Genomic DNA, 22997 nt, shown 5'->3' on the forward strand with positions numbered 1-22997 from the left:
GCAAAATAGCATTCACTCGTTGGTCAGTTTTGAGAGGACAAAGACTCCATTAGGAGTCGATGTGAATCTCAACAACACTGACAACTGACATCGTGAATTTGATGTAACAGTTGCAGATTGTTCCTTGAAAACTAGATATCGAAATAAATGCGTAGAGCAATACAACGTAGTGACGATTCTTTATGAATCGAATCATTAGCTGGTTAAGCTAATAAGAGCACACGGAGGATGCCTAGGCGCTAGGAGCCGAAGAAGGACGTGGCGAACGACGAAATGGCCTCGGGGAGCCGTAAGCAGGCTTTGATCCGGGGATGTCCGAATGGGGGAACCCAGCTGAGGTAATACTCAGTTACTCGCATCTGAATACATAGGATGTGTAGAGGCATACGAGGAGAACTGAAACATCTAAGTACCCTCAGGAGAAGAAAACAAAAGTGATTCCGTCAGTAGCGGCGAGCGAAAGCGGAATAGCCCAAACCAGGGGGCTTGCCCTCTGGGGTTGTGGGACGTCAATGTGCGAAAAGTTGGTTAGGCGAAGCGGTCTGGAAAGGCCGACCAGAGAGGGTAAAAGTCCTGTAGCCAAAAACGAACGTATCGCTAGACGGATCCCGAGTACCGCGAGACACGTGAAACCTCGTGGGAAGCAGGCAGGACCATCTGCCAAGGCTAAATACTCCCTAGCGACCGATAGTGAAGCAGTACCGTGAGGGAAAGGTGAAAAGAACCGCGGGAGCGGAGTGAAATAGAACCTGAAACCGTGTGCTTACAAGAAGTCAGAGCCCGTTAATGGGTGATGGCGTGCCTTTTGTAGAATGAACCGGCGAGTTACGTTCCCGTGCAAGGTTAAGGTGAAGAGCCGAAGCCGCAGCGAAAGCGAGTCTAAATAGGGCGATTTAGTACGTGGGCGTAGACCCGAAACCATGTGATCTACCCCTGTCCAGGGTGAAGGTGCGGTAACACGCACTGGAGGCCCGAACCCACGAATGTTGAAAAATTCGGGGATGAGGTGGGGGTAGCGGAGAAATTCCAATCGAACTTGGAGATAGCTGGTTCTCCCCGAAATAGCTTTAGGGCTAGCCTCGGGAGATGAGTAGTGGAGGTAAAGCACTGATTGGGTGCGGGGCCCGCCAAGGGTTACCAAGTCCAGTCAAACTCTGAATGCCACATACTTTCATCCCGGGAGTCAGACAGTGAGTGCTAAGATCCATTGTCAAGAGGGAAACAGCCCAGACCATCAGCTAAGGTCCCCCAGTGTGTGTTAAGTGGGAAAGGATGTGGAGTTGCACAGACAACCAGGATGTTGGCTTAGAAGCAGCCACCATTGAAAGAGTGCGTAATAGCTCACTGGTCGAGTGACTCTGCGCCGAAAATGTAACGGGGCTAAACACGCCACCGAAGCTATGGCTAGGACAGTAATGTTCTTGGGTAGGGGAGCGTTGTGTATAGGTTGAAGGTGTACCGTAAGGAGCGCTGGACAGTACACAAGTGAGAATGCCGGTATGAGTAACGAAAAGACAAGTGAGAATCTTGTCCGCCGAAAGCCTAAGGGTTCCTGAGGAAGGCTCGTCCACTCAGGGTAAGTCGGGACCTAAGGCGAGGCCGAAAGGCGTAGTCGAAGGACAACAGGTTGAAATTCCTGTACCACCGTGAACCGTTATGAGCGATGGGGTGACGCAGAAGGATAGTGACGCGGGCTGATGGATGCCCGTCCAAGCAGAGAGGCTGATGTGTAGGCAAATCCGCACATCGTTAAGGCTGGTCTGTGATGGGGAGCGAAAATTGCAGTAGCGAAGGTCATGAGTTCAGGCTGCCAAGAAAAGCCTCTAGCCAGGGAGAAGGTGCCCGTACCGCAAACCGACACAGGTAGGCGAGCAGAGCATGCTAAGGCGCGCGGAAGAACTCTCGTTAAGGAACTCGGCAAAATGACCCCGTAACTTCGGGAGAAGGGGTGCCTCGGTAGGGTGAATAGCCCGAGGGGGCCGCAGTGAAAAGGCCCAAGCGACTGTTTAGCAAAAACACAGGTCTGTGCGAAGCCGCAAGGCGAAGTATACGGGCTGACGCCTGCCCGGTGCTGGAAGGTTAAGGGGAGTGGTTAGGGAGCAATCCCGAAGCTATGAACCGAAGCCCCAGTAAACGGCGGCCGTAACTATAACGGTCCTAAGGTAGCGAAATTCCTTGTCAGGTAAATTCTGACCCGCACGAATGGCGTAACGACTTGGGCGCTGTCTCAACGAGAGATCCGGTGAAATTTTAATACCTGTGAAGATGCAGGTTACCCGCGACAAGACGGAAAGACCCCATGGAGCTTTACTGCAGCTTGATATTGGACTTTGGTACGATCTGTACAGGATAGGTGGGAGCCTGAGAAGCATGAGCGCCAGCTTGTGTGGAGGCGACGTTGGGATACCACCCTGATCGTATCGGAGTTCTAACCCGCGGCCATGAACTGGTCGGGGAACAGTGTCAGGTGGGCAGTTTGACTGGGGCGGTCGCCTCCTAAAAAGTAACGGAGGCGCCCCAAGGTTCCCTCAGAATGGTTGGAAATCATTCGAAGAGTGCAAAGGCATAAGGGAGCTTGACTGCGAGACATACAGGTCGAGCAGGGACGAAAGTCGGGCTTAGTGATCCGGTGGTACCGAATGGAAGGGCCATCGCTCAACGGATAAAAGCTACCCTGGGGATAACAGGCTTATCTCCCCCAAGAGTCCACATCGACGGGGAGGTTTGGCACCTCGATGTCGGCTCATCGCATCCTGGGGCTGAAGTAGGTCCCAAGGGTTGGGCTGTTCGCCCATTAAAGCGGTACGCGAGCTGGGTTCAGAACGTCGTGAGACAGTTCGGTCCCTATCTGTCGTGGGCGTAGGAAATTTGAGAGGAGCTGTCCTTAGTACGAGAGGACCGGGATGGACGTACCGCTGGTGTACCAGTTGTTCCGCCAGGAGCACGGCTGGATAGCTACGTACGGACGGGATAAGCGCTGAAAGCATCTAAGCGTGAAGCCCCCCTCAAGATGAGATTTCCCAGTATGTAAGACCCCTTGAAGACGACGAGGTTGATAGGTTCGGGGTGGAAGCACGGCAACGTGTGGAGCTGACGAATACTAATCGGTCGAGGGCTTAACCAAAATCTGCGATGTGCAGCATCGTCAGAGCCCGGAAACAAACCGGTTAACAAATACTATTACTTTACGCATGAATTTCGTATCTAGTTTTCAGGGTGCAAGTCACCTTGAATTGAATAAGCGGTTGTGGTGGAATGGCAGACACGCTATCTTGAGGGGGTAGTGGGCGTACGCTCGTGGAGGTTCGAGTCCTCTCAACCGCACCAAACATCATGCAGTCGTGGCGGAATTGGCAGACGCGCACGGTTCAGGTCCGTGTGGGCTAACCCCCGTGGAGGTTCGAGTCCTCTCGACTGCATTTTCTTGTGCCCTTAGCTCAGCTGGATAGAGCGTTTGACTACGAATCAAAAGGCCGGGAGTTCGAATCTCTCAGGGCACGCCATTTAACTGATTTAGTACCTAGAAATTAATAACCTCTATATTAAGAAACCTGTGATTTTTAATAATCACAGGTTTCTTTTCTTTACATTCTAGTACTCACTTGAGTCTGATTCTTCCTCATTTAGAGCAGAGGAGGTTGCGCCTTCGTTCTCTGAATTGCTTTGAAGCATGGACGACAATTGTTCAACTTGCTGCTGTTGCTCTTCATTTTCCGCATTGGATTGTGCGGCATTGATAGCATTTTGAATAGCATTGTTATTGTTTTCAGCCATCGAGATCACCTCCTCGTCTTTATCAGAGATAGTATCCCACTAACCTTAGCGGTACATACAAGTTTACGCACGCTAAGTCAAAAATCTTTTCAAGTTTTCACTTTTCCTTGCTATCTTGAGCCAAAGAGATCGTCTCATTTTCTAATTGAACCAAACCGTCGCTCGTTCCAGCAGCGTAAACATCACTTAATTGCTCTTTCGTCTTCTGCTGACCCGCTGCATTAGCAATAGATTGTCGGTTTTGCTGATTGTTTTGTCGTGAAACGGATTTATTCATACATACATACACTGCCTTTCTGAGAAGTCATATTAAAGGATTACTTGTTTAATGTGTCACATAAGCATTAATATATACTTCTCTTGTCGATACTTGACGGAATTAAAAATGACTGTATAAGAAGGAAAAGCTCAATATTTGAAGAACATAAGTAATACTGTCGAAAAAATAATTCGAATATGAGGTACATTGCCATGTGCGAAATGCAGCAGGAAGTTGAAAATATAGCTGGAAACAGGAATTGCCTGAAAACATCCTTGCCTATGAATGACGCATTATTCCGTATTGCTTTTGATTATGCTGCAACGGGAATGGCTATTAATGATCTGGATGGTAAATGGCATAAGGTTAACAGAGCATTATGCGGAATTACCGGTTACTCTGAGCAAGAGCTGCTTTTGACGGACTTCCAAAGCCTGACACACCCTGAAGATTTAGAAATAAACCTGGAGTATACGAAGCGTCTGCTGTCTGGTGAATGGGATAGCTTTCAAATAGAGAAACGTTTTAAGCACAAGACCGGGAATGTAATATGGATTCTACTGGATGTATCGTTGGTCCGCAGTCCTGAAGGAGAGCCTATGTATACGATTGCACAAATTCAGGATATTAGCTCGAGAAAACAGTTAGAGCAAAAGTACCGTTCGCTCATTGAATATAACCCAGCGGGTATTTTTTCATTGGACCTCGATGGGAAGATCGACGGAGTGAATCCAGCTATGGAAAAAATAATTGGTTACGATGCTCATGAGCTTTTACATACATCATTCAAATCTTTAATTGCCGAGGAAGAAGATCATCTCCTTATTTTGCAAAACGTCATGGAGAATGATCAATACAATCATGAAATAACGCTAACTCATAAGCTTGGTTACCAAGTATTTTTAGGTGCAAAGGATGTACCTATCATCGTTGATGGCAAGATTGTCGGTTTTTATATTATTGCTAGGGATATTACGGAGCATAAGAAAACGAAGGAATCGCTTGTGTTGCTTCAGCAGGATATGCAGGACGTTGTAAGAAAGCAGCAGGGAATGACGTTCAAGTTCAAAGAGGTGGACGGAAAGTTCATTCACACATTATGTGACGGTGAGTTGATTTATCGTCTGGGCTACACGCCGGAGCAAATTGTGGGAAGTGAGCTAAGTGATGTTGTACCTTGGGAGATCGCTCAGAATAAGGAGGAGTATTATAAACGCGCATGGCTTGGAGAAGAGAATGTATTGTATGAAGGGATGCTCAATGAGGTCCCCTATCTAGCATCTCTTAGGCCTATAAAACGAGACGGACAAGTTGTAGAGGTCATTGCTTCCTGTATTGATATTACCGAACGTAAGCGTACGGAGGAGGATTTACGGGCAACCAAGGAAATGTTGGAATCCCTAATCACGAATACTTCGGATGCTATCGATGTCATAGATTTGCAAGGTCATGTACTCCAAATAAATAATGCGTTTGAAAGAATCTATGGCTGGAGTGGTGAAGAAATTATTGGCCAACAGCTGCCACTACTTCCTGATGAGCGAAAAGATGAATTAACCGAAATTATGGATCAATTATTATCTGGTAAGGAAATAACGGATTACGAAACGATTCGTCTCCATAAAGACGGAACCGTCCTGCAGGTTAGTTTGACAATATCACCGATTAAAGATGCTGATGGAGAGACGATTGCTATAGCTGGAATATCAAGGGATATTACGGAGCGTAAAAAGACAGAGGAGCTGTTAAGGAAATCGGACAGACTCGCTGTTGTAGGTCAATTGGCTGCTGGTCTTGCCCATGAAATACGTAATCCGCTTACTTCGTTAAAAGGATTTCTGCAGTTGATGTATGAGAAGGGTCCGAATCAACAGCGATATTACGATATTATGTGCAGCGAACTGAATAGGATAAATTTTATTGTGAGTGAATTTCTGATTATCGCAAAACCGCAGGTTATAGAGTTCAATTTGAAATCATTAAAGCAAATTATACAAACCGTGATTCAATTAATCGAGCCTGAAGCGACTATGAACAATGTGCAGATTTCGGTGCAAATGTCGAAAAAGGATCCGATTATGATATGCTGCTCCGAATTTCAAATCAAGCAGGTTTTTATCAACTTATTGAAAAATGCTATTGAAGCTATGCCTAATGGAGGTGAGATTCAACTAGATGTTCATCAAGATCAGCAGGAGGTCCATATCCGAATCGTGGATAACGGTCATGGTATTCCGCAGGAACGACTGGCTTTCTTGGGTGAGCCTTTCTATACGACCAAAGAAAAAGGCACTGGTCTTGGTCTTATGATGTGTTATAAGATTATTGAGACCCATCAAGGAAAAATCCAAATCGAGAGCGAGCTAAATGAAGGTACGGAAGTTAATATGACCCTACCTATATCGCTGAACCGCTCCATTGATGGCAATATGAAGGTGATGGCTAAATAAGCAATACTTGATAAATTATTCAAATCGTGATATGCCTATAAAGGTACATTATGCTGAAGGAGGAATCATTTTGAAATTTTCACCACTAGGAAAAAGCAACATTCAGGTATCGCGTGTTACGTTCGGCTGTTGGGAGCTGGGTGGTGGACCGTGGGAGTTTACGAGTGACGATAATAATATGAAAGCGGTACAAGCTGCTTTTGATATGGGGATTACTACGTTCGACACGGCAGAAGGTTATGGTTCCGGACATTCTGAGGAAATCGTCGGCAATGCTCTGCAGGGTAAAAGGGAGCAGTGCATTTTAACTACTAAAGTGAGCCGCGCTAATCTTGCACCTGCTAATGTTCGACGTTCTGCTGAAGCGAGCTTGCAGAGGCTGAAGACCGACTATATCGATATTTACTATATCCATTGGCCAAGCTTTGAAGTTCCGGTATCTGAGACTTTGACGGAGTTTAACAAATTGAAGGAAGAGGGCTTAATCCGAGCCATTGGAGTATCCAATTTTTCAGTAGAACAACTGGAGGAAGCTTCTCTTTATGCTCAAATCGATGTGCTGCAGCCCGAATACAGCTTATTGCACAGATCGATAGAACAAGATATCGTGCCGTATTGTAAGAAAAATAACATAGCTATTATGAGCTATAGCTCGATTGCCAAAGGGTTATTGACTGGTGCCTTCCATTTGGGCGGAAAAAAATTGGACGAGAACGATTTCCGCAGTACAAGACGGTTGTTCTTGCCGGATCATTTGGAAAAAGAGGAAGAGCTCATCATGGTGCTCAAAGATATTGCTGACTCGAAAGGGAAAGCCATATCCCAAATTGCTATAAGCTGGCTGCTGCATCAAGAAGCATTGACGACAGCTATCGTTGGCTCACAAAGCATTAAGCATATGAAAGAAAATATCGAAGCAGCGGACATTGAGTTGAACTCGGATGAGTTGAACGCGCTGGATTCCGTCAGCAAAAAAGTCATTGCTAGCATTGACGCATAGCATTAGATGCGGAGCTCTTCCTGAATGTATCATTTATCTTGCAACCTGTTTTTCTGCCAAAGCATAAACAGTGGTGCCCTAAAACAATGAAAGCCCTACCTCTCTTTCATCCTTGCGGCTCCGAAGACCGCGCCAGTGTGAATCAGTAACACGACTACAAATTCTTAGGGTTAGTTTGGAATTTGAGATGTTTTATGGGTGGAGGTACAACGAAAACGAACTGAGGAAAATACGTTTTGAGGTTGCCTTGAAATGATACATTAGGATATCTTATCATGTTTCGATATATTATGCAAGTGAATTTATTATGAATATTGATTGACGATAGCCATTTCTTTATTATAAGATGAATATAAGTGAATAACGTGGCGTGTTACCTTGTACAAGGGCATGAGCCAGGGAGAGATTTCTATGAATATAGAAATCTTTTCTTGGCTCTTTTCTGTTTTATTGTATATATTATCCATATGGACAAAATAGGCGGTGATTCGTCAGTGAGGCCAGAGAATAACCATCGCATCGAAAGAGTGATTGGCAATAACGTTATTTTGGTCAAGGAGCTAGGTTCAGACAGGGAGTATGTGCTGTTGGGGAAAGGAATAGGTTTCGGTACTAAAGCTCCCGGTTTCATTGATGCTAAAGATCCTCGAATTGAAAAACGGTTTCGTTTGGATGATAGAGACCAATTGACGCAGTATCGTTCTCTTCTGGAGGATGTTTATCCGGAAGTCATTGTGATTTCGGAGCAAATTATCGAGCAAATTCAGAGCCAATTTACGACTCCAATTAACAATAAGGTTTACTTTGCATTGCCCAGTCATATTCAGTTTGCGATACACAGGCTTCGTAACGGTATGGACATCGTTAACCCGTTTTTATATGAAACGAAAATGTTTTTTCCTATGGAGTATGACATTGCCAAGAAGGCAGCCGACCTTATTCGCAATAAATTTCTAATTGATGTTCCTGAAGATGAAGTAGGCTTTCTTACCTATCACGTTCATTCTGCCGTAACGAATGTGCCTGTAGGTCAACTGGTCAAGTTCTCCAACCTAATCAATGAAATGGTCGAGACGATTGAGATGTATAGGTCGATACGTATTCCTAAAGAAAGTATGGATTATGTAAGGCTTGTTACCCATCTTCGGTTTTCTCTAGAGCGTGTTACACAAAAGAAGGTCGTCAGCAACCCGTTTCTTAAACAAATGAAGAAGCAGTATAAGGAGGAGTATAAGCTCGCACTAGAGCTGGCAGAGGTGATGAAGCATCATCTGCAGACGGAAATACCGGAGGATGAGGTAGGCTTCCTGGTTATGCATTTGTACAGGTTGTTTCAAGTTTTCACATCATGAGGTAGGTTCTATTCAACAAGGGGGATCCGCATGTTTACTCATTGGCTTACCAACAAGACGAAATATCAATCTTTGGACATTAACTCACCACTATCTGGTCAATCGGTTCCTCTGGATCATGTGCCTGATAAAGCATTTGCAAGTAAACAGATGGGGGAAGGTCTTGCCATTGATCCCATGGACGGGATATTGGTAGCGCCGTTCGACGGTGTGGTGGTATACTTGATCCAATCGAAGCATGCCCTTATTTTGGAACATGAATCAGGACTCCAGCTGCTCATTCACATTGGGATAAACACGGTTGCTTTAAAAGGCGAAGGCTTTCATTCACATATTGAAACCGGTGATTTGGTCTCTGCGGGGCAGAAATTGATTACTTTCGATGTGGACTTCATCAGGACAGCGGGGTACGAACCTATCACGCCAATCGTTATAGCAAATGGAGAAATGGCTCCTGACGTCGCTTGTTCCTATAAATCCGTGCAAGCGGGAGAGCCTGCTATTATGAGAGTAGTGTGGCAGAGCTCTATATAAGACCGACTGCTTGTTAATGTTTTAGGGAAAAAAAGGGGTTGACTTGGGATGCTCGCTTCATTGCAAAAGATCGGAAAAGCACTCATGCTTCCTGTTGCAACGCTTCCTGCGGCTGCTTTACTGAGGCGATTTGGCGCTATTGATTATGTCAATGATTTTCACCTAGGAGATAATATCGGCGGATTTTTGAACCAGTACGTAGCTCCTTTTCTTCAAGCTGGAGGTTCCGCCATTTTTGATTATTTGCCGCTGCTGTTTGCAGTTGGAATATCTATAGGTCTGATCGGGGACGCAGCAGCTACCTTGGCGGCGGTCATTGCCTACCAGGTATTGATCACCGTACTATCGAAAATGCCTGTAGCTTTTCCTGAGTTCATTGGTAAAGATGAGAAGCTTGATATGGGCGTTATTGGAGGCATTATTGCCGGAGTGATTTCATCCTATTTATTTAAAAAATACCATACTATAAAGCTTCCCGAATGGCTTGGATTTTTTGGAGGCAAACGGTTTGTTCCTATCATTACGTCCTTTGCGATGGTTCTTATAGGTATTGCGCTTGGCTTGATTTGGGGACCTGTACAGCATGGTTTGAATTCCTTCGGAAGATGGTTTACAGATCTGGGCGGTGTCGGAGCTTTTATTTTTGGCACGGCCAATCGGCTGTTGATTCCATTTGGGCTGCATCATGTTATCAATTCCATTGCGTGGTTTCAGATTGGAGACTACACCAATGCCTCGGGTCAGGTTGTTCATGGTGATTTATACCGATTTTTCAATGGGGATCGCACGGCAGGACAATTTATGACGGGTTTTTTTCCAATTATGATGTTCGCGCTGCCGGCAGGAGCCTTGGCAATCATTCATAGTGCTAAGCCTGAAAAAAGAAAGCTGATTTCTTCGGTATTTATCGGTACGGCTTTGGCTTCTTTTTTGACAGGAATTACGGAGCCTCTTGAATTCGCTTTCATGTTCGTGGCACCAGGCCTGTATGTGATTCATGCTGTTCTTACTGGACTATCTGGAGCTATCGCGGCATCCCTGGGCATAAAGCTCGGGTTCGGTTTTTCTGCAGGGCTTATTGATTATGTTCTAAACTATCCGTTAGCAACACATCCGCTTATGATCATCCCGATAGGACTGTGCTTTAGTATCGTCTATTACGTGTTATTCCGGGTATTGATTCACAAGTTTAATTTAAAAACACCAGGTCGAGAAGAGGAAGAGCCTGCTTCCACCACAAAAGGATACATTTCACCAATTCAACGTACACGTGAAAAAGCTCAGCGTATTTTGGTCGCAATCGGAGGGGCAGCTAATGTCGATGGGGTAGACGCCTGCATAACCCGTCTAAGGCTCGTTGTTATGGATGATAAGCTGGTAGACGATAAAGAGCTCAAAGGGTTAGGAGCATCGGGTGTCATGCGGCTTGGGCAAGGAGCGGTGCAAATCATATTCGGTACCCAGTCCGATCAGTTAAAGGATGAGCTTAAAAGGCTGTTGGAATCGAATGAATTAACGAAGTATGCTTCCCATCATGATTAGAATATGTTTATAATTGGGTAAAATACCATGGTAGATATAGGAGGTGCATTTCGTTATGAAATATAGAGTGGAACGAGATACGATGGGAGAAATACAAGTCCCAATCGATAAGCTATGGGGAGCTCAAACTCAAAGAAGCAGCGAGAATTTCAAGATTGGGTCGGAGAGAATGCCTCTAAAGGTAATACAAGCTTTTGCTATTTTGAAGAAATCGGCAGCGCGTGTGAATCTTCAATTAGGCAAGCTGGAAAAGGAAAAAGCGGATGCGATTGCAGCAGCGGCAGATGAAATATTAGCTGGTAAATGGGATGATCACTTCCCGCTTGTCGTGTGGCAAACGGGGAGTGGTACACAATCCAATATGAATGTAAATGAGGTCATCGCTCATCGTGCCAATCAATTACTAGAAGCTGCAGGTAATGTGAAACAAGTGCATCCAAACGATGACGTGAATAAATCGCAAAGCTCCAACGATACATTCCCCACCGCATTACATATAGCCGGAGTCTTAGCTGTAGAGGATCAATTGCTTCCTGCGCTTGGTAAGCTAAAGGACACGTTTCAAAGCAAAATGGAAGCATTCGCCGATATTATTAAAATTGGCCGTACCCATTTGCAGGATGCAACTCCATTGACATTAGGACAAGAGGTTAGCGGTTGGTGGGCCATGCTTGACAACACAGAAAGGATGCTGAAGGATAGCGTCCAGACAATGAAAGAGCTGGCGATTGGTGGAACTGCCGTCGGCACTGGGTTAAACGCACATCCACAGTTCGGTGCGATGGTTGCTGAGGAAATAAGCAGGGAAACAGGTAAAACATTTATCTCAGCGGTGAATAAGTTCCATGCGCTAACGAGCCATGATCAGGTAGTGTTCGTTCATGGAGCCATGAAGGCATTGGCGGCAGACTTAATGAAAATAGCCAATGATGTGCGTTGGTTGGCGAGTGGACCTCGCTGCGGAATCGGTGAAATCATCATTCCTGAGAATGAGCCCGGCAGCTCCATTATGCCAGGTAAGGTGAATCCAACCCAAAGTGAAGCCATGACCATGGTAGTTTGCCAGGTGATGGGTAACGATGCGGTCATCGGATTCGCTGCAAGCCAAGGGAATTTCGAGCTGAATGTGTTCAAGCCAGTGATTATTCATAATTTTCTGCAATCCGCACAGCTGTTGGCGGATACGATGCTATCCTTCAATGATCATTGTGCTGTCGGTATTGAGCCAAACCGTGATGTGATCGAAAGGTATTTACGTGAATCTCTCATGCTTGTAACTGCTTTAAATCCGCATATTGGATATGAAAAGGCGGCTGTTATCGCGAAGAGCGCCCATCATGAGAACCTAACCTTGAAAGAGGCCGCGATCCGAAGCGGGTTTTTGACCGAGGAGCAGTTCGATGAATATGTTCGACCGGAACAAATGGTGTCACCTAAAGCCTGACGATTAAAATAAAACAAGCTCCAATCCGACGGTTGTTGGAATTGGGGCTTATTTATCATTGTATTGATGCATAATCTTCTTACTTGAATGATTTTCGGAATTCAAGAGGCGTCATGCCTTCATGGTGCTTAAATACGGAACAAAAGTAGCTTGCCGCTTGGAAGCCCACTTTCGCACCAATCTCAGCTACAGAGAGCTCGTCTTGCTCTAGCAGCAATTCTTTTGCCTTTTGCAGACGCAATCGAATTAAGTACACAACCGGACTCATTTGTAAGGATTGCTTGAACAAGCGGCATAAATATTGGGGTGATACATGAATGATTGCTGCCAAATGGTCCAAGGAAATGTCATGAGCCAAGTTATTTTCGATATGGGAAAGAACGGGCTGCAGTCTGCTATAAGTAGAGTTGTTTGATCGAAAATGTTCTTGATTCACGCTTCGACTTAACTCAATAAGAAAGCTATACAGCTTCCCAGAGGAAATGATACCGCTTTCAGGATGGTTCGATAAGGCCGAAACGTAAATTTCATTAATAAGCCGATCAAGCATTTGTAGGTTAAGCTGACTGAATAGTTGTGATTTTTTGAGCTCGGTATACTGGAGAAAACTCTCGACTGCATCCCCTGAGAAGGCTACCCAATGGGTTTCCCACGGTTCCTCCAATGCGGAATATGCATAGGAGCTTTGAGGATAGAGCAGCAGACCCGAGTTTTCCGTTAAAGTGTGCTCAGCACCATCCAAAAGAAGTTTTCCGGTTCCTTGTATCGTGTGGAGCCACACATAGTGAGGATAGCCTCTGAGCCGTCTAACTGGATGTTGATTTTCCATTCCGCCAACGGAATATACGTAAAAGGGGAGCTGAGTCTCGGAGGTTATAATAGGAAGCACGGTTTTTTTCACATTTGTCCTCCATTAGATTCAGATGTTTATATTAGTTCAAAATTAAAGATTGTTATATCCATTATAAAACCTTAATCTATAAAAGAAAAGTGAGATTAAACCGGTGTCTTGTTATGAAGGAGAGTCGTAATCGTCAAAGTTTTCTTAATAATTGAATTCCATTATTGGAGAGGATGGAGCAAATGACGAGCACTAATAAGCCTCTTATATTATGGTATGACAAGCCAGCAGCACATTGGGAGGAAGCTCTTCCTATCGGAAACGGCAGGTTAGGCGGGATGGTATTTGGAGGACTGGAGCGGGAGATCATTCAGCTGAATGAGGATACGATCTGGTCAGGTACACCGGATTGCAGGTATCAGAATAGGCCGTTTCCAAGCTTAAAGGAGGCTAGGAGCCTCATTGCTTCTGAGAAATACAACGATGCTCAGACGATTCTGAGTCAAGAGGTTTTGGGTGAGTATACGCAGTCCTATCTACCGATGGCTGATTTGGTGATTGCCATTGATGGTGTCCGTAATACGAGTCAATATAGACGGCAGCTTGATCTTAGGAATGCAACGGCAAGCGTTGAATATGTACAAGACCATATTTCCTGTACGCGAGAGATATTCGCTAGTGCGGTAGATCAGGTCATCGCGATAAGACTTATTATTCCTAGTGATGGAATGAAGCTAACCGCTTGTTTGACTAGTTTGCTGCAATTCAGAATCGAAAGATTCGCAGACAATCATATCGTGTTAAAAGGGAAATGTCCGAGCCATGTGGAGCCCAATTATCGGCGTCATATCGAACCCCCCATTATTTATGATGATCGGGCGAGTATCGAGTTCGAGGCTCATTTACAGGTTCATTCGAATCAAGGTATTGTAAAGGTTAATGACCAACTAGAGCTGGAAATACAGGATGCGCATGAGGTTACTATATTTTTGGCAGCAGCTACAACGTTTCCGGATGTCGCAAATGAGAATCGATATGATCAAATGAGAGACAAATGTATGGAACGACTGAGTCAGGCTCGTTCTATCGGTTATGAGAAGCTGAGAGCCAGACATGTCGCCGGTCATCAGAAGCTAATGCATCGTGTGGAAATGGATCTGGGAGCATCAGATAATGAGTTACTCCCTACGGACGTGCGGTTGGATTTGTTTCGAAATGGGAGCGAGGACCCTCAGTTGGCCACTTTGTTATTCCAATATGGAAGATACTTGCTTATCTCCAGTTCAAGACAAGGTACTCAGCCTGCTAATCTTCAAGGGATTTGGAATGATAAGGTTCGACCGCCTTGGAGTTCGAACTATACAACAAATATCAATACGCAAATGAACTATTGGCCGGCTGAATTAAGTAATTTGAGCGAATGCCACGAACCGCTTTTAACGATGATTCATGAACTTGCAGAAACCGGTGAGCAAACGGCGTCGATCAGCTTCAATTGCAGAGGCTGGACCGCCAATCATAATGTGGATCTTTGGAGATCATCAAATCCGGTAGGTAAAGACGGAGGAGATCCGAAATGGGCATTTTGGCCCATGGGTGGGGCTTGGTTGAGCGGTCACTTATGGGAGCATTTTGCTTTTACCCAGGACAAAGATTACTTGCGTGATCATGCCTATCCGCTGATGAAAAAAGCAGCTTTATTCTGCCTAGATTGGCTGGTTGAGGACGAATCGGGCTATCTGGTTACAAGTCCATCCACTTCTCCGGAGAATATGTTTATTACCTCTGACGGTCAACGCGCTTCAGTCAGTAAGGCAGCTACAATGGATATGTCCATCATTTGGGACTTGTTTACAAATTGTATGGAAGCTTCGGAGAAACTGGAGTGGGATGCTGAGTTTGCAGAAGAGCTGTACAGCGCTCGTAGTAGATTGTATCCTCTGCACATCGGGAAGCATGGACAGCTGCAGGAATGGTTTCATGATTTTGAAGAGGTGGAGCCTGGGCATCGGCATATTTCCCATTTATTTGGTTTTTACCCAGGAAGACAAATTGTTCTTCATCAGCATCCAGAGTTAACAGAGGCGGTTCGCAAATCACTGCGACGGAGACTTGAGAATGGCGGAGGACATACCGGCTGGAGCTGCGCTTGGATTATTAATGTATTCGCTCGATTGGAGGATGCAGAGTCTGCCTATCAGTATGTAAGGACATTGTTAACGCATTCGACTTATCCGAATTTGTTCGACGCGCATCCTCCATTCCAAATAGATGGAAATTTCGGCGGAACGGCCGGAATCGCAGAGATGCTGCTGCAAAGCCATGCCAAGGAGCTGAGCTTGCTTCCGGCGCTGCCTCAGCAATGGAGTCAAGGCTCGGTTCAAGGACTACGCGGACGCGGTGGCTACGAAGTTGATTTAAGCTGGAGTAACAGCGAACTGAATGATGCAGTTATCCGTTCGTTTGTTAGAGGTGTCTGTACCCTAAGATGCAAAAAACAAATTTGTGAGATTGAATCGGATGGAGTATCAATCGATTATGTGAAGCTGGACGAGAGCCAGTTTTATTTTGAAGCTGATGCGGGTCGAACATACCACTTAACCTTTTGATCGGAAAAGAGACGTTAGATTAATTCATGCTTTGAAGCCTTGGGAGGAAGAAGCAAGATGACAGCAAATAGCGAGAAAAACAATATAACCATTTATTTAGCCGGTGATTCTACTGTTCAAACTTACAGTGAAAGCTCAGCTCCTCAAGCAGGCTGGGGGCAATACATAGCGGATTACTTTAACGAGGATGTTCGTTTCATTAATAAAGCGATTGGCGGAAGAAGCTCCAAATCGTTCGTGGTGGAGGGACGGTTAACCGCTATTTTAGAGGAAATACAGCCTAATGATTATTTGTTTATCCAAATGGGGCATAACGACGCTACGGTTAGCAAGCCAGAAAGGTATACCGAGCCTTATTCAGAGTACAAGCAATATTTGAAAATGTATATTGATGGAGCTCGTGATCGCCAAGCGATTCCTCTACTGATTACTCCGGTTGGCAGATTGCATTATGAGGAAGGACAGTTCTTGAATGATTTTCAAGATTATTGTACCGCTATGGAACAAGTAGCAGAGGAAGAACACGTACCTCTTCTTGATCTAATGACCATGAGTTTGAAACATTTTACTACCATCGGCTATGAAAGCGCCAGAGAGCTATTTATGATATCTCATAACGGCACTGATTGTACCCATTTTATCGATAAGGGAGCACGAGTGATTGCTAAGCTGGTTGCAGATGGAATTAAGGAAATGAATATGAAGCTGTCGAGTTACGTCTAATGAAAGCGGAGCTTTCTCCAACCTGCGTTTTTCTGGTAAAATAAGAGGCAAATAATGTAAGGACAAGGAGTACTCTTGATGAAGCAGGATGTGGAGACATTTGATATTTTTGATAAGGATATGCATCACATGGGGACGGCAACGCGTCGAGAAGTACATGGGCAAGGGTTGTGGCACCAGACGTTTCAATGCTGGATTTTTTTCAAGCAGGCAGAGGACATATTTGTTTTATTTCAGATGAGACATCCGGATAAGGATACGTTTCCGAGTCTTCTGGATATTTCGTGTGCTGGGCATTTGCTTGCAGGTGAGACGGTTGAGGATGGCGTACGTGAGCTGGAGGAAGAGCTTGGTGTGCATACAGCGTTTGACAGACTGTTTCCTTGCGGAATTTACCAAGAGGAGCAGTTTCTTGACGAAGGCAAGATCGACAGGGAATTTTGTCATGTGTTTGTGCTGAAAGACGATAGACCGCTGCTTAGGTATCAGCTTCAAGAGGATGAAGTTACAGGGCTGTACCGGATTGCTCTAACGGACGTTAGGCGACTAGCTCAAGGTCAAATAATGTCACCGATACAAGCTGTTGGGGTTGAACCAGATTCTAACGGTGAACTTAGGCCCATCGAACGGACGTTTGAAGCTTGTGACTTTGTACCGCACTCGTCAGCCTATTTTGAACTGGTTTTGAACGCGATTGAGAAAGCCGGATAAAAAATAGTAAAAAAGCTTTGAGCTGATAAGGAATCGTTCCTTTGACAGTTCAAAGCTTTTCTTATGTTTAGTTGGACGCAGCAGCCTTATTGTGCAGAACGTTTGACACAGTCCCTGACCATATCCTCCGTTACATAAGGCCGAGTAGGGGAGATTCCATGCTTGGCATGCTCATTAATTCTGGCGGTGCATGCATTGATCTCTGCGATAGAGAACGGTTGTCCTGCAGCACAAAGAGTTAGAGCCTGTTCAATAGCAGCTTCACGCTGCTCGTCTAAAACTTGGAATTGCTCCAAATGGGAATGCATTTTACGGGTATGTGCGGTTATCGCTTCGTGAACGCTCATGTTTAAAGCTCCTTTTATGACAGGGTTAGGTAATTGAAGTCCTCTGATGCTAGATATGATACTACGTTAGAGTGCCCACAGGCAAGAAAAAGCTAATTATGATTCAATGAGGAACTACTTGTGAGTGGGAAGAATGGCAGCAGCAAGTGTCATTTGTCCTCACCAGAAGGCAATATAACTAATGCTATATCGCGCTCGAATCCTTCATCACTTATTGGAATAGCGGTAAGTGAAGCATAATGGAGATTCTCCGCTAAAATACGGGGAACTACAGTTAAACCAGCTCCTGCAGCGACATAGCCGGGAAGGAAGGCATTGAATCCAACCTCAGTTTTGATGGGTAAAGTATGTCCCAGCCGTATCATCTTTGATGAGAGAGCCTTATATAAAACAGCAGGCTTTATAGAGTGATCTATAGAGCCTGCTGTTAGTGCTGCAGCTCCACAGTCTGCTAGACGCCTGTTCGAATTATATAAAACTGGGCATGTGCCCAACCCAACTGCATAGGCTAAACATAAGATAGGTATACAAACGCTGTCTATCTATTATTTTCTGAAAATTCAAAAATTTAAACAAGGTCTCAGTGCAAGCGAAGCTGGAATAACGGATTGCAGGCAAACGATAACGATCAAGTGAATCCGCGAAATGAGGTGGAAACTTGTCCTATGAGAAGAACTCAGGAAATGATTCGGAAAACGGAGAAATTCGGAGCCCATAATTATCATCCGCTGCCCCTCGTCATAGAGCAGGCCGAAGGCGTATGGGTTCGGGATGTGGCAGGCAAGCGGTATATGGATATGCTTAGTGGATACTCGGCTCTCAATCAAGGGCATCGGCACCCTAGAATCATTCAAGCCTTGAAGGATCAAGCAGATAAAGTGACGCTAACCTCTAGAGCGTTTCATAATGAGCGTATGGGAGATTTATTGGAGCTGTTGGCGAGTATTACCGGAAAAGAAGCGTTTCTCCCTATGAATACTGGGGCTGAAGCAGTGGAAACTGCGATCAAGCTGGCGCGTAGATATGGATATAGTAGGAAGCAGATTCCTGAAGACGAGGCGGAAATTATCGTATGCGAGAACAACTTTCACGGCAGAACCGTTACGACGACTTCTTGCTCCAGCACGCCAGAGTATCGCAGGGGGTTCGGACCTTTTACACCTGGATTTATAGTTATTCCTTATGACGATATTGAAGCTTTGGAGCAAGCCATTAGCTCTAGGACGGCAGCATTCCTGGTGGAGCCGATTCAAGGAGAAGCGGGAATTATCATTCCCCATGACGGGTATTTGAAAGAGGCGGCTGCAATTTGTAGCAAGCACCAAATCCTGCTTATAACAGATGAAATTCAGTCGGGATTAGGGCGCTCAGGTCAGTGGTTCGCAGCGGACTGGGATTCTGTCGTTCCCGATGTGTATATACTGGGTAAAGCATTGGGAGGCGGCGTGCTCCCTGTATCGGGCATTGCCGCCAACCGCGAGCTTATGGACGTTTTTGACTCAGGTTCGCATGGTTCAACCTTTGGTGGAAACCCGCTTGCCTGCGCTGTTGCTATCGCATCGATTAAGGTTCTGATGGAGGAAGATTTGATTGCTCGCTCCCGTGAAATGGGAGAGTATTTTCTAGAGAGGCTCAAACAAGAGCTCCACTCTTCCATAGTCGTAGACATTCGAGGAAAAGGGCTGTTCATTGGCATTGAGTTATCGGTTGCGGCGCGCCCTTACTGCGAGCGGCTTATGAATTTGGGACTGCTGACCAAAGAAACGCATCATTTCACCCTCCGTCTAGCACCTCCGTTAATCATTTCCAAAGAGCAGATTGATTGGGCAATAGGCAAAATAAAAGCTGTATTAAATTGAGTTTATTAGGAAGGAAGAGGACTATGGTTCCCTATCGTCCAGAGCCGTTAACGGATTTTACCGATCCGGTAGAAAGTCGGAAACTATTGGAAGCATTGCAACAAGTGAAGCTGCAGCTTGGCCAAACGTACCCGATTCGTATTGGCGCAGCAGAGCTGTATTCAGAGAAGGTACTAGAGTCTATCAATCCATCCAATATAAGTGAAATGATCGGAAAAGTAGGCAGGGCTGACCGTGCATTAGCTGAAAAGGCTATACAATGTGCCGCGAATTCGTTCAAAGCGTGGTCCCAGGTAACGGCTGAAGAGCGGGCGGACTATTTGTTCAAAGCAGCTGCGACACTACGCAGGCGCAAGCATGAATTTAATGCGTGGTTAATGCTTGAGGCAGGCAAAAGCAGGGCAGAGGCAGATGCCGATACTGCCGAAGCTATCGATTTCATGGAATATTATGCGCGTCAAATGATAGAACTAACAACCCGTGGCCGCAAAGAATTGGTGTCTATCGTACAGGAACGCAACGAGCTGTCCTATATACCCTTGGGTGTCGGGGTTATTATTCCTCCATGGAATTTCCCGTTGGCCATTATGGCCGGCATGACGACGGCAGCTATCGTGTGTGGAAACACGGTTGTATTGAAGCCGTCTAGCCAAACGCCTGTCATTGCGGCAAAATTCGTGGAGCTGCTGCTAGATTGCGGATTGCCGTCGGGCGTGGTTAACTTTGTCCCGGGGAGCGGGAGCGAAATAGGCGATGGACTGGTCGAGCATCCTCTTACGAGGTTTGTTTCATTTACTGGCTCGCGAGAGGTCGGGGTTCATATTCAGGAGCTTACCGCCAAGGTGAACCCAAAACAAATTTGGCTCAAACGGTTTATAGGTGAGCTGGGAGGCAAGGACTCCATTCTTGTTGATCGTGATGCTGACTTGGTTGCAGCCGCCAAAGCTATTGTTGTATCAGCCTTCGGTTATTCTGGACAAAAATGCTCCGCATGCTCCCGAGCTATAGTGCATCAGGATGTATATGATGAAGTGTTGATCCGATGCATTGAATTAACCAAAGCGCTAAAAGTTGGCGATGTGACGGATGCTTCAAATGATACGGGACCAGTGATAGATGCGGCCTCCTTTCAGAAGATCATGCAGTACATCGATATTGCGAAGCAAGAAGGCAGAATCGTTGCCGGTGGTCATGCGCTGCAGCTGCCTGGATACTACATTGAGCCTACCATCGTTGCGGATGCTGCGCCGGATTCTCGCATTATGCAGGAGGAAATATTCGGCCCTGTCGTGGCATTTACCGCTTGTTCTGATTTTGATCATGGCTTGGATATTGCCAACAATACGGAATACGGTTTGACAGGTTCGGTCTATACACGTAATAGAGAACATATTGGCAAAGCCAAAGCTCAGTTCCATGTCGGGAATCTGTATATTAACCGGAAATGTACGGGGGCTGTGGTAGGTGTGCATCCTTTCGGGGGATTCAATATGTCGGGTACGGATTCAAAAGCGGGCGGACCTGACTATTTACTATTGTTCACCCAGTCAAAAGTAAGCTCTGAGCTTCTTTGAAGAAGGAGGTCGGGTTATATGCCGATGGATTCCTGGTTTCGTCGTGCTGTGCTTCATCTGGCGGAGCAGGAGCGGGTAAAGTCGATGTTCCGAAAATACGGAATGCGTATGGGGGTCCAACGATTTGTTGCTGCGGAGTCGTTAGAAGGCGTCTTGGAGAAAGTAAAGGAGTTAAATCGTCAAGGGCTTGCCGTAACTTTAGATTATTTGGGTGAAAGTGTCGAGGAACCGGCATTGGCTGATGAAGCGGCTAGTCAAATTATGCAGATGCTTAGACAGATTCATGATCTACAGTTGGAGGCGCATGTCTCGGTAAAGCTGAGTCAGTTAGGTTGCAGCATGGATCCAGCCGTCAGTGCAAAGCATATGGAGCGGATTGCTGCCGCCGCCAAGTATTACCGTAATTTCGTCCGAATGGATATGGAGGATTCCACTCTTACGGAAGCTACTTTGGGACTCTTTGAAAAGCTAGTAAAACGATTTGGAGCGAATCACATCGGGACTGTTATCCAAGCGTATTTGTACCGATCTCCAGACGATTTAATCCGTTTGGAGCAGTATGCGGCAAACGTTAGGATTGTGAAGGGAGCATACAAGGAATCAGCCAACGTAGCTTATCCAAGTAAACAGGATGTTGACAGCCAGTACGTGTCTTTAGTAAAAGCACATCTCGACGGAGGGTATTATACAGCTGTCGCTACACATGATCCTAAAATTATTGATCTGGTTACAGCTTATGTGGAGGAGCATCACATTCCGCGCAATCAATTCGAGTTTCAAATGCTATACGGGATTGCTTCACAACTACAGCTGCAGTTAGTAAAGCGCGGTTACCGTGTACGGGTCTATACCCCGTTCGGCAAACAATGGTACCCCTATTTCACCCGCCGTATAGCAGAAAGACCGGCCAATTTGTTGTTCGTTCTGAAGGGGCTGCTGCGCAAGTGACGGAAGGAGGAAGTTGCATGACAATGGAGCACAAACCGATCGACGTTATTGGTGTCCCGTTTGATCTTGGAGCGGGCTGCAGAGGGTGCCGTATGGGGCCAGATGCCTTGCGTTGCGCGGAGTTGGTGCAGCAGCTTCGTATGAGTGGGCGAGAGGTGGAGGATACAGGGGATATTATCTTATCGGGAACACGTAGGATTAGGGAGGAAATCGGAAGTACTAAAGCAAAATATTTAAAAAATGTAGCTTATGTGAATCGGCGCTTGCATCGCAGAGTGGCTGCCTCGATTCATGATGGCCGATTTCCGCTCGTTGTAGGGGGTGACCACAGCATTGCTGTTGGCAGTATTGCTGGAGCGGCGAAGCATAAGCGAATCGGGGTCATTTGGTTCGATGCCCATGGGGACCTGAACACGATCCAAACTAGTCCATCCGGCAATGTGCATGGCATGTCGCTGGCGGCATCTCTTGGTTACGGGCACCCATCCTTGACGCGTATTGGGAACAGCCATCCCAAAGTGTTACCTGAACACGTTGTTCTGATAGGAACTCGCTCGCTGGATCCGGGAGAAGAAGAGCTTATTCGTCGAACTGGCATCCAAATGTTCTCCGCCCGCGATATTCATCAGCTCGGGATCCGGGAGATTATGAAACTAGCTATCACCCTAGCTGCGGAACAAACGGATGGCGTTCATTTAAGCTTGGACGTGGATGGCCTGGATTCTTCTGATGCGCCCGGTGTAGGAACCCCGGTATCCGGTGGTATCCGGCTTCGTGAAGCACAGCTTGGTATGAGGCTGCTTGCTGAATCTGGAGCTCTCATTAGTGCGGATTTCGTAGAAGTTAATCCGGCTCTGGATTTACGTAACCGCACTGCTCATGCAGCGGTAGAGCTGATGTGCAGCTTGTTGGGGACGACGGAGAAGAATGCTGACTAAACCAAATTCCAAAACTATCATCTTATTATCAGTTTGCAGATATTCCCATCACTTTCCATGTTAGCGTATAATTCAACTTAATAGGTTGGAAA

General features: G+C 45.9%; 17 protein-coding genes, 3 tRNA genes and 1 rRNA gene. 17 read left to right on the forward strand and 4 right to left on the reverse strand.

Features of this window, described 5'->3' with window-relative positions:
- Window positions 1-201 precede the first annotated feature (201 nt).
- The 4 genes from QMA13_RS13420 (at window position 202) to QMA13_RS13435 (ending at window position 3503) form a co-directional block, all read left to right on the forward strand.
- Window positions 202-3124: ribosomal RNA gene (locus QMA13_RS13420) — 23S ribosomal RNA — on the forward strand.
- A 117-nt stretch (window positions 3125-3241) separates the two neighbouring features.
- A tRNA-Leu gene (locus QMA13_RS13425) sits at window positions 3242-3327 on the forward strand.
- Window positions 3328-3335: 8 nt separating this feature from the next.
- Window positions 3336-3419 (forward strand) — tRNA-Leu (locus QMA13_RS13430).
- Between the two features lie 7 nt (window positions 3420-3426).
- Window positions 3427-3503: transfer RNA gene (locus QMA13_RS13435), tRNA-Arg, on the forward strand.
- An 88-nt stretch (window positions 3504-3591) separates the two neighbouring features.
- Here the strand turns inward: QMA13_RS13435 and QMA13_RS13440 are convergent.
- Entirely contained in the window at window positions 3592-3774 is a 183-nt protein-coding gene (locus QMA13_RS13440; RefSeq protein ID WP_282942002.1) for a hypothetical protein, read from the reverse strand.
- A gap of 97 nt (window positions 3775-3871) precedes the next feature.
- The gene (locus tag QMA13_RS13445; RefSeq protein WP_282942004.1) at window positions 3872-4051 is read right to left on the reverse strand and encodes a hypothetical protein; all 180 of its coding nucleotides are present in this window, start codon (window positions 4049-4051) and stop codon (window positions 3872-3874) included.
- A 263-nt stretch (window positions 4052-4314) separates the two neighbouring features.
- Here QMA13_RS13445 and QMA13_RS13450 point away from each other — a divergent pair, with 263 nt between their 5' ends.
- The 6 genes from QMA13_RS13450 to fumC all read left to right on the forward strand — a co-directional run bounded on the left by QMA13_RS13450 (window position 4315) and on the right by fumC (window position 12355).
- A complete protein-coding gene (locus tag QMA13_RS13450) occupies window positions 4315-6483 on the forward strand; it encodes a PAS domain S-box protein (RefSeq protein ID WP_282942006.1) in 2169 nt (722 codons plus the stop codon).
- A gap of 70 nt (window positions 6484-6553) precedes the next feature.
- Window positions 6554-7483: an aldo/keto reductase gene (locus QMA13_RS13455; RefSeq protein ID WP_282942007.1), complete on the forward strand. Its 930-nt coding sequence runs from the start codon at window positions 6554-6556 to the stop codon at window positions 7481-7483.
- Window positions 7484-7977: 494 nt separating this feature from the next.
- Window positions 7978-8835 carry a PRD domain-containing protein gene (locus QMA13_RS13460; protein WP_282942009.1) on the forward strand — a complete coding sequence of 286 codons (858 nt, stop codon included), beginning with the start codon at window positions 7978-7980 and terminating at the stop codon, window positions 8833-8835.
- 30 nt (window positions 8836-8865) lie between these two features.
- Window positions 8866-9369, forward strand: a complete 504-nt coding sequence (locus QMA13_RS13465; protein WP_282942012.1) for a PTS sugar transporter subunit IIA — start codon at window positions 8866-8868, stop codon at window positions 9367-9369.
- A gap of 48 nt (window positions 9370-9417) precedes the next feature.
- The gene (gene nagE / locus QMA13_RS13470) at window positions 9418-10911 is read left to right on the forward strand and encodes an N-acetylglucosamine-specific PTS transporter subunit IIBC (protein ID WP_282942013.1); all 1494 of its coding nucleotides are present in this window, start codon (window positions 9418-9420) and stop codon (window positions 10909-10911) included.
- 55 nt (window positions 10912-10966) lie between these two features.
- Window positions 10967-12355 (forward strand): class II fumarate hydratase, encoded by a 1389-nt coding sequence (gene fumC / locus QMA13_RS13475; RefSeq protein ID WP_282942014.1) that lies wholly within the window; start codon window positions 10967-10969, stop codon window positions 12353-12355.
- A gap of 79 nt (window positions 12356-12434) precedes the next feature.
- On the opposite strand, the gene QMA13_RS13480 is transcribed toward fumC, so the two are convergent.
- On the reverse strand, window positions 12435-13256 hold the full coding sequence (locus tag QMA13_RS13480) for an AraC family transcriptional regulator (RefSeq protein WP_282942016.1): 822 nt from the start codon (window positions 13254-13256) through the stop codon (window positions 12435-12437).
- Window positions 13257-13438: 182 nt separating this feature from the next.
- Between QMA13_RS13480 and QMA13_RS13485 the strand changes: the two genes are divergently transcribed.
- From QMA13_RS13485 to QMA13_RS13495, 3 genes are all read left to right on the forward strand, one after another.
- On the forward strand, window positions 13439-15805 hold the full coding sequence (locus QMA13_RS13485) for a glycoside hydrolase family 95 protein (protein ID WP_282942018.1): 2367 nt from the start codon (window positions 13439-13441) through the stop codon (window positions 15803-15805).
- 57 nt (window positions 15806-15862) lie between these two features.
- The gene (locus QMA13_RS13490) at window positions 15863-16528 is read left to right on the forward strand and encodes a rhamnogalacturonan acetylesterase (protein ID WP_282942020.1); all 666 of its coding nucleotides are present in this window, start codon (window positions 15863-15865) and stop codon (window positions 16526-16528) included.
- A 78-nt stretch (window positions 16529-16606) separates the two neighbouring features.
- Complete coding sequence (locus QMA13_RS13495; RefSeq protein WP_282942021.1) at window positions 16607-17239, forward strand: NUDIX hydrolase; 633 nt, start codon at window positions 16607-16609, stop codon at window positions 17237-17239.
- Window positions 17240-17325: 86 nt separating this feature from the next.
- Here QMA13_RS13495 and QMA13_RS13500 read toward each other — a convergent pair whose 3' ends face one another.
- Window positions 17326-17586 (reverse strand): DUF2533 family protein, encoded by a 261-nt coding sequence (locus tag QMA13_RS13500; RefSeq protein WP_282942022.1) that lies wholly within the window; start codon window positions 17584-17586, stop codon window positions 17326-17328.
- A gap of 665 nt (window positions 17587-18251) precedes the next feature.
- On the opposite strand from QMA13_RS13500, the gene rocD reads away from it, so the two are divergent.
- The 4 genes from rocD to rocF are packed head-to-tail and all read left to right on the forward strand — an operon-like array spanning window position 18252 to window position 22905.
- Window positions 18252-19445, forward strand: coding sequence for an ornithine--oxo-acid transaminase (rocD, locus tag QMA13_RS13505; protein ID WP_282942024.1), 1194 nt, complete (start codon window positions 18252-18254; stop codon window positions 19443-19445).
- A gap of 23 nt (window positions 19446-19468) precedes the next feature.
- Entirely contained in the window at window positions 19469-21019 is a 1551-nt protein-coding gene (pruA, locus tag QMA13_RS13510) for an L-glutamate gamma-semialdehyde dehydrogenase (RefSeq protein ID WP_282942025.1), read from the forward strand.
- An 18-nt stretch (window positions 21020-21037) separates the two neighbouring features.
- The gene (locus tag QMA13_RS13515; protein ID WP_282942026.1) at window positions 21038-21967 is read left to right on the forward strand and encodes a proline dehydrogenase family protein; all 930 of its coding nucleotides are present in this window, start codon (window positions 21038-21040) and stop codon (window positions 21965-21967) included.
- Window positions 21968-21990: 23 nt separating this feature from the next.
- Window positions 21991-22905: an arginase gene (gene rocF, locus QMA13_RS13520; RefSeq protein ID WP_282943390.1), complete on the forward strand. Its 915-nt coding sequence runs from the start codon at window positions 21991-21993 to the stop codon at window positions 22903-22905.
- The last annotated feature ends 92 nt before the right edge of the window (window positions 22906-22997 follow it).

Origin of the sequence: Paenibacillus sp. RC67 (assembly GCF_030020805.1) — a bacterium.
In the GTDB taxonomy this organism is placed as follows: domain Bacteria; phylum Bacillota; class Bacilli; order Paenibacillales; family NBRC-103111; genus Paenibacillus_S.

Excerpts from the sequence above, each read along its gene's own strand:
- pruA (WP_282942025.1), top strand. The coding sequence starts at position 19,469 with ATGGTTCCCTATCGTCCAGAGCCGTTAACGGATTTTACCGATCCGGTA.
- QMA13_RS13500 (WP_282942022.1), bottom strand. The coding sequence starts at position 17,586 with ATGAGCGTTCACGAAGCGATAACCGCACATACCCGTAAAATGCATTCC.
- QMA13_RS13490 (WP_282942020.1), top strand. The coding sequence starts at position 15,863 with ATGACAGCAAATAGCGAGAAAAACAATATAACCATTTATTTAGCCGGT.
- QMA13_RS13440 (WP_282942002.1), bottom strand. The coding sequence starts at position 3,774 with ATGGCTGAAAACAATAACAATGCTATTCAAAATGCTATCAATGCCGCA.
- QMA13_RS13495 (WP_282942021.1), top strand. The coding sequence starts at position 16,607 with ATGAAGCAGGATGTGGAGACATTTGATATTTTTGATAAGGATATGCAT.
- rocD (WP_282942024.1), top strand. The coding sequence starts at position 18,252 with ATGAGAAGAACTCAGGAAATGATTCGGAAAACGGAGAAATTCGGAGCC.
- nagE (WP_282942013.1), top strand. The coding sequence starts at position 9,418 with ATGCTCGCTTCATTGCAAAAGATCGGAAAAGCACTCATGCTTCCTGTT.
- rocF (WP_282943390.1), top strand. The coding sequence starts at position 21,991 with ATGGAGCACAAACCGATCGACGTTATTGGTGTCCCGTTTGATCTTGGA.
- QMA13_RS13445 (WP_282942004.1), bottom strand. The coding sequence starts at position 4,051 with ATGAATAAATCCGTTTCACGACAAAACAATCAGCAAAACCGACAATCT.
- QMA13_RS13450 (WP_282942006.1), top strand. The coding sequence starts at position 4,315 with ATGAATGACGCATTATTCCGTATTGCTTTTGATTATGCTGCAACGGGA.
- QMA13_RS13485 (WP_282942018.1), top strand. The coding sequence starts at position 13,439 with ATGACGAGCACTAATAAGCCTCTTATATTATGGTATGACAAGCCAGCA.
- QMA13_RS13465 (WP_282942012.1), top strand. The coding sequence starts at position 8,866 with ATGTTTACTCATTGGCTTACCAACAAGACGAAATATCAATCTTTGGAC.
- fumC (WP_282942014.1), top strand. The coding sequence starts at position 10,967 with ATGAAATATAGAGTGGAACGAGATACGATGGGAGAAATACAAGTCCCA.
- QMA13_RS13515 (WP_282942026.1), top strand. The coding sequence starts at position 21,038 with ATGCCGATGGATTCCTGGTTTCGTCGTGCTGTGCTTCATCTGGCGGAG.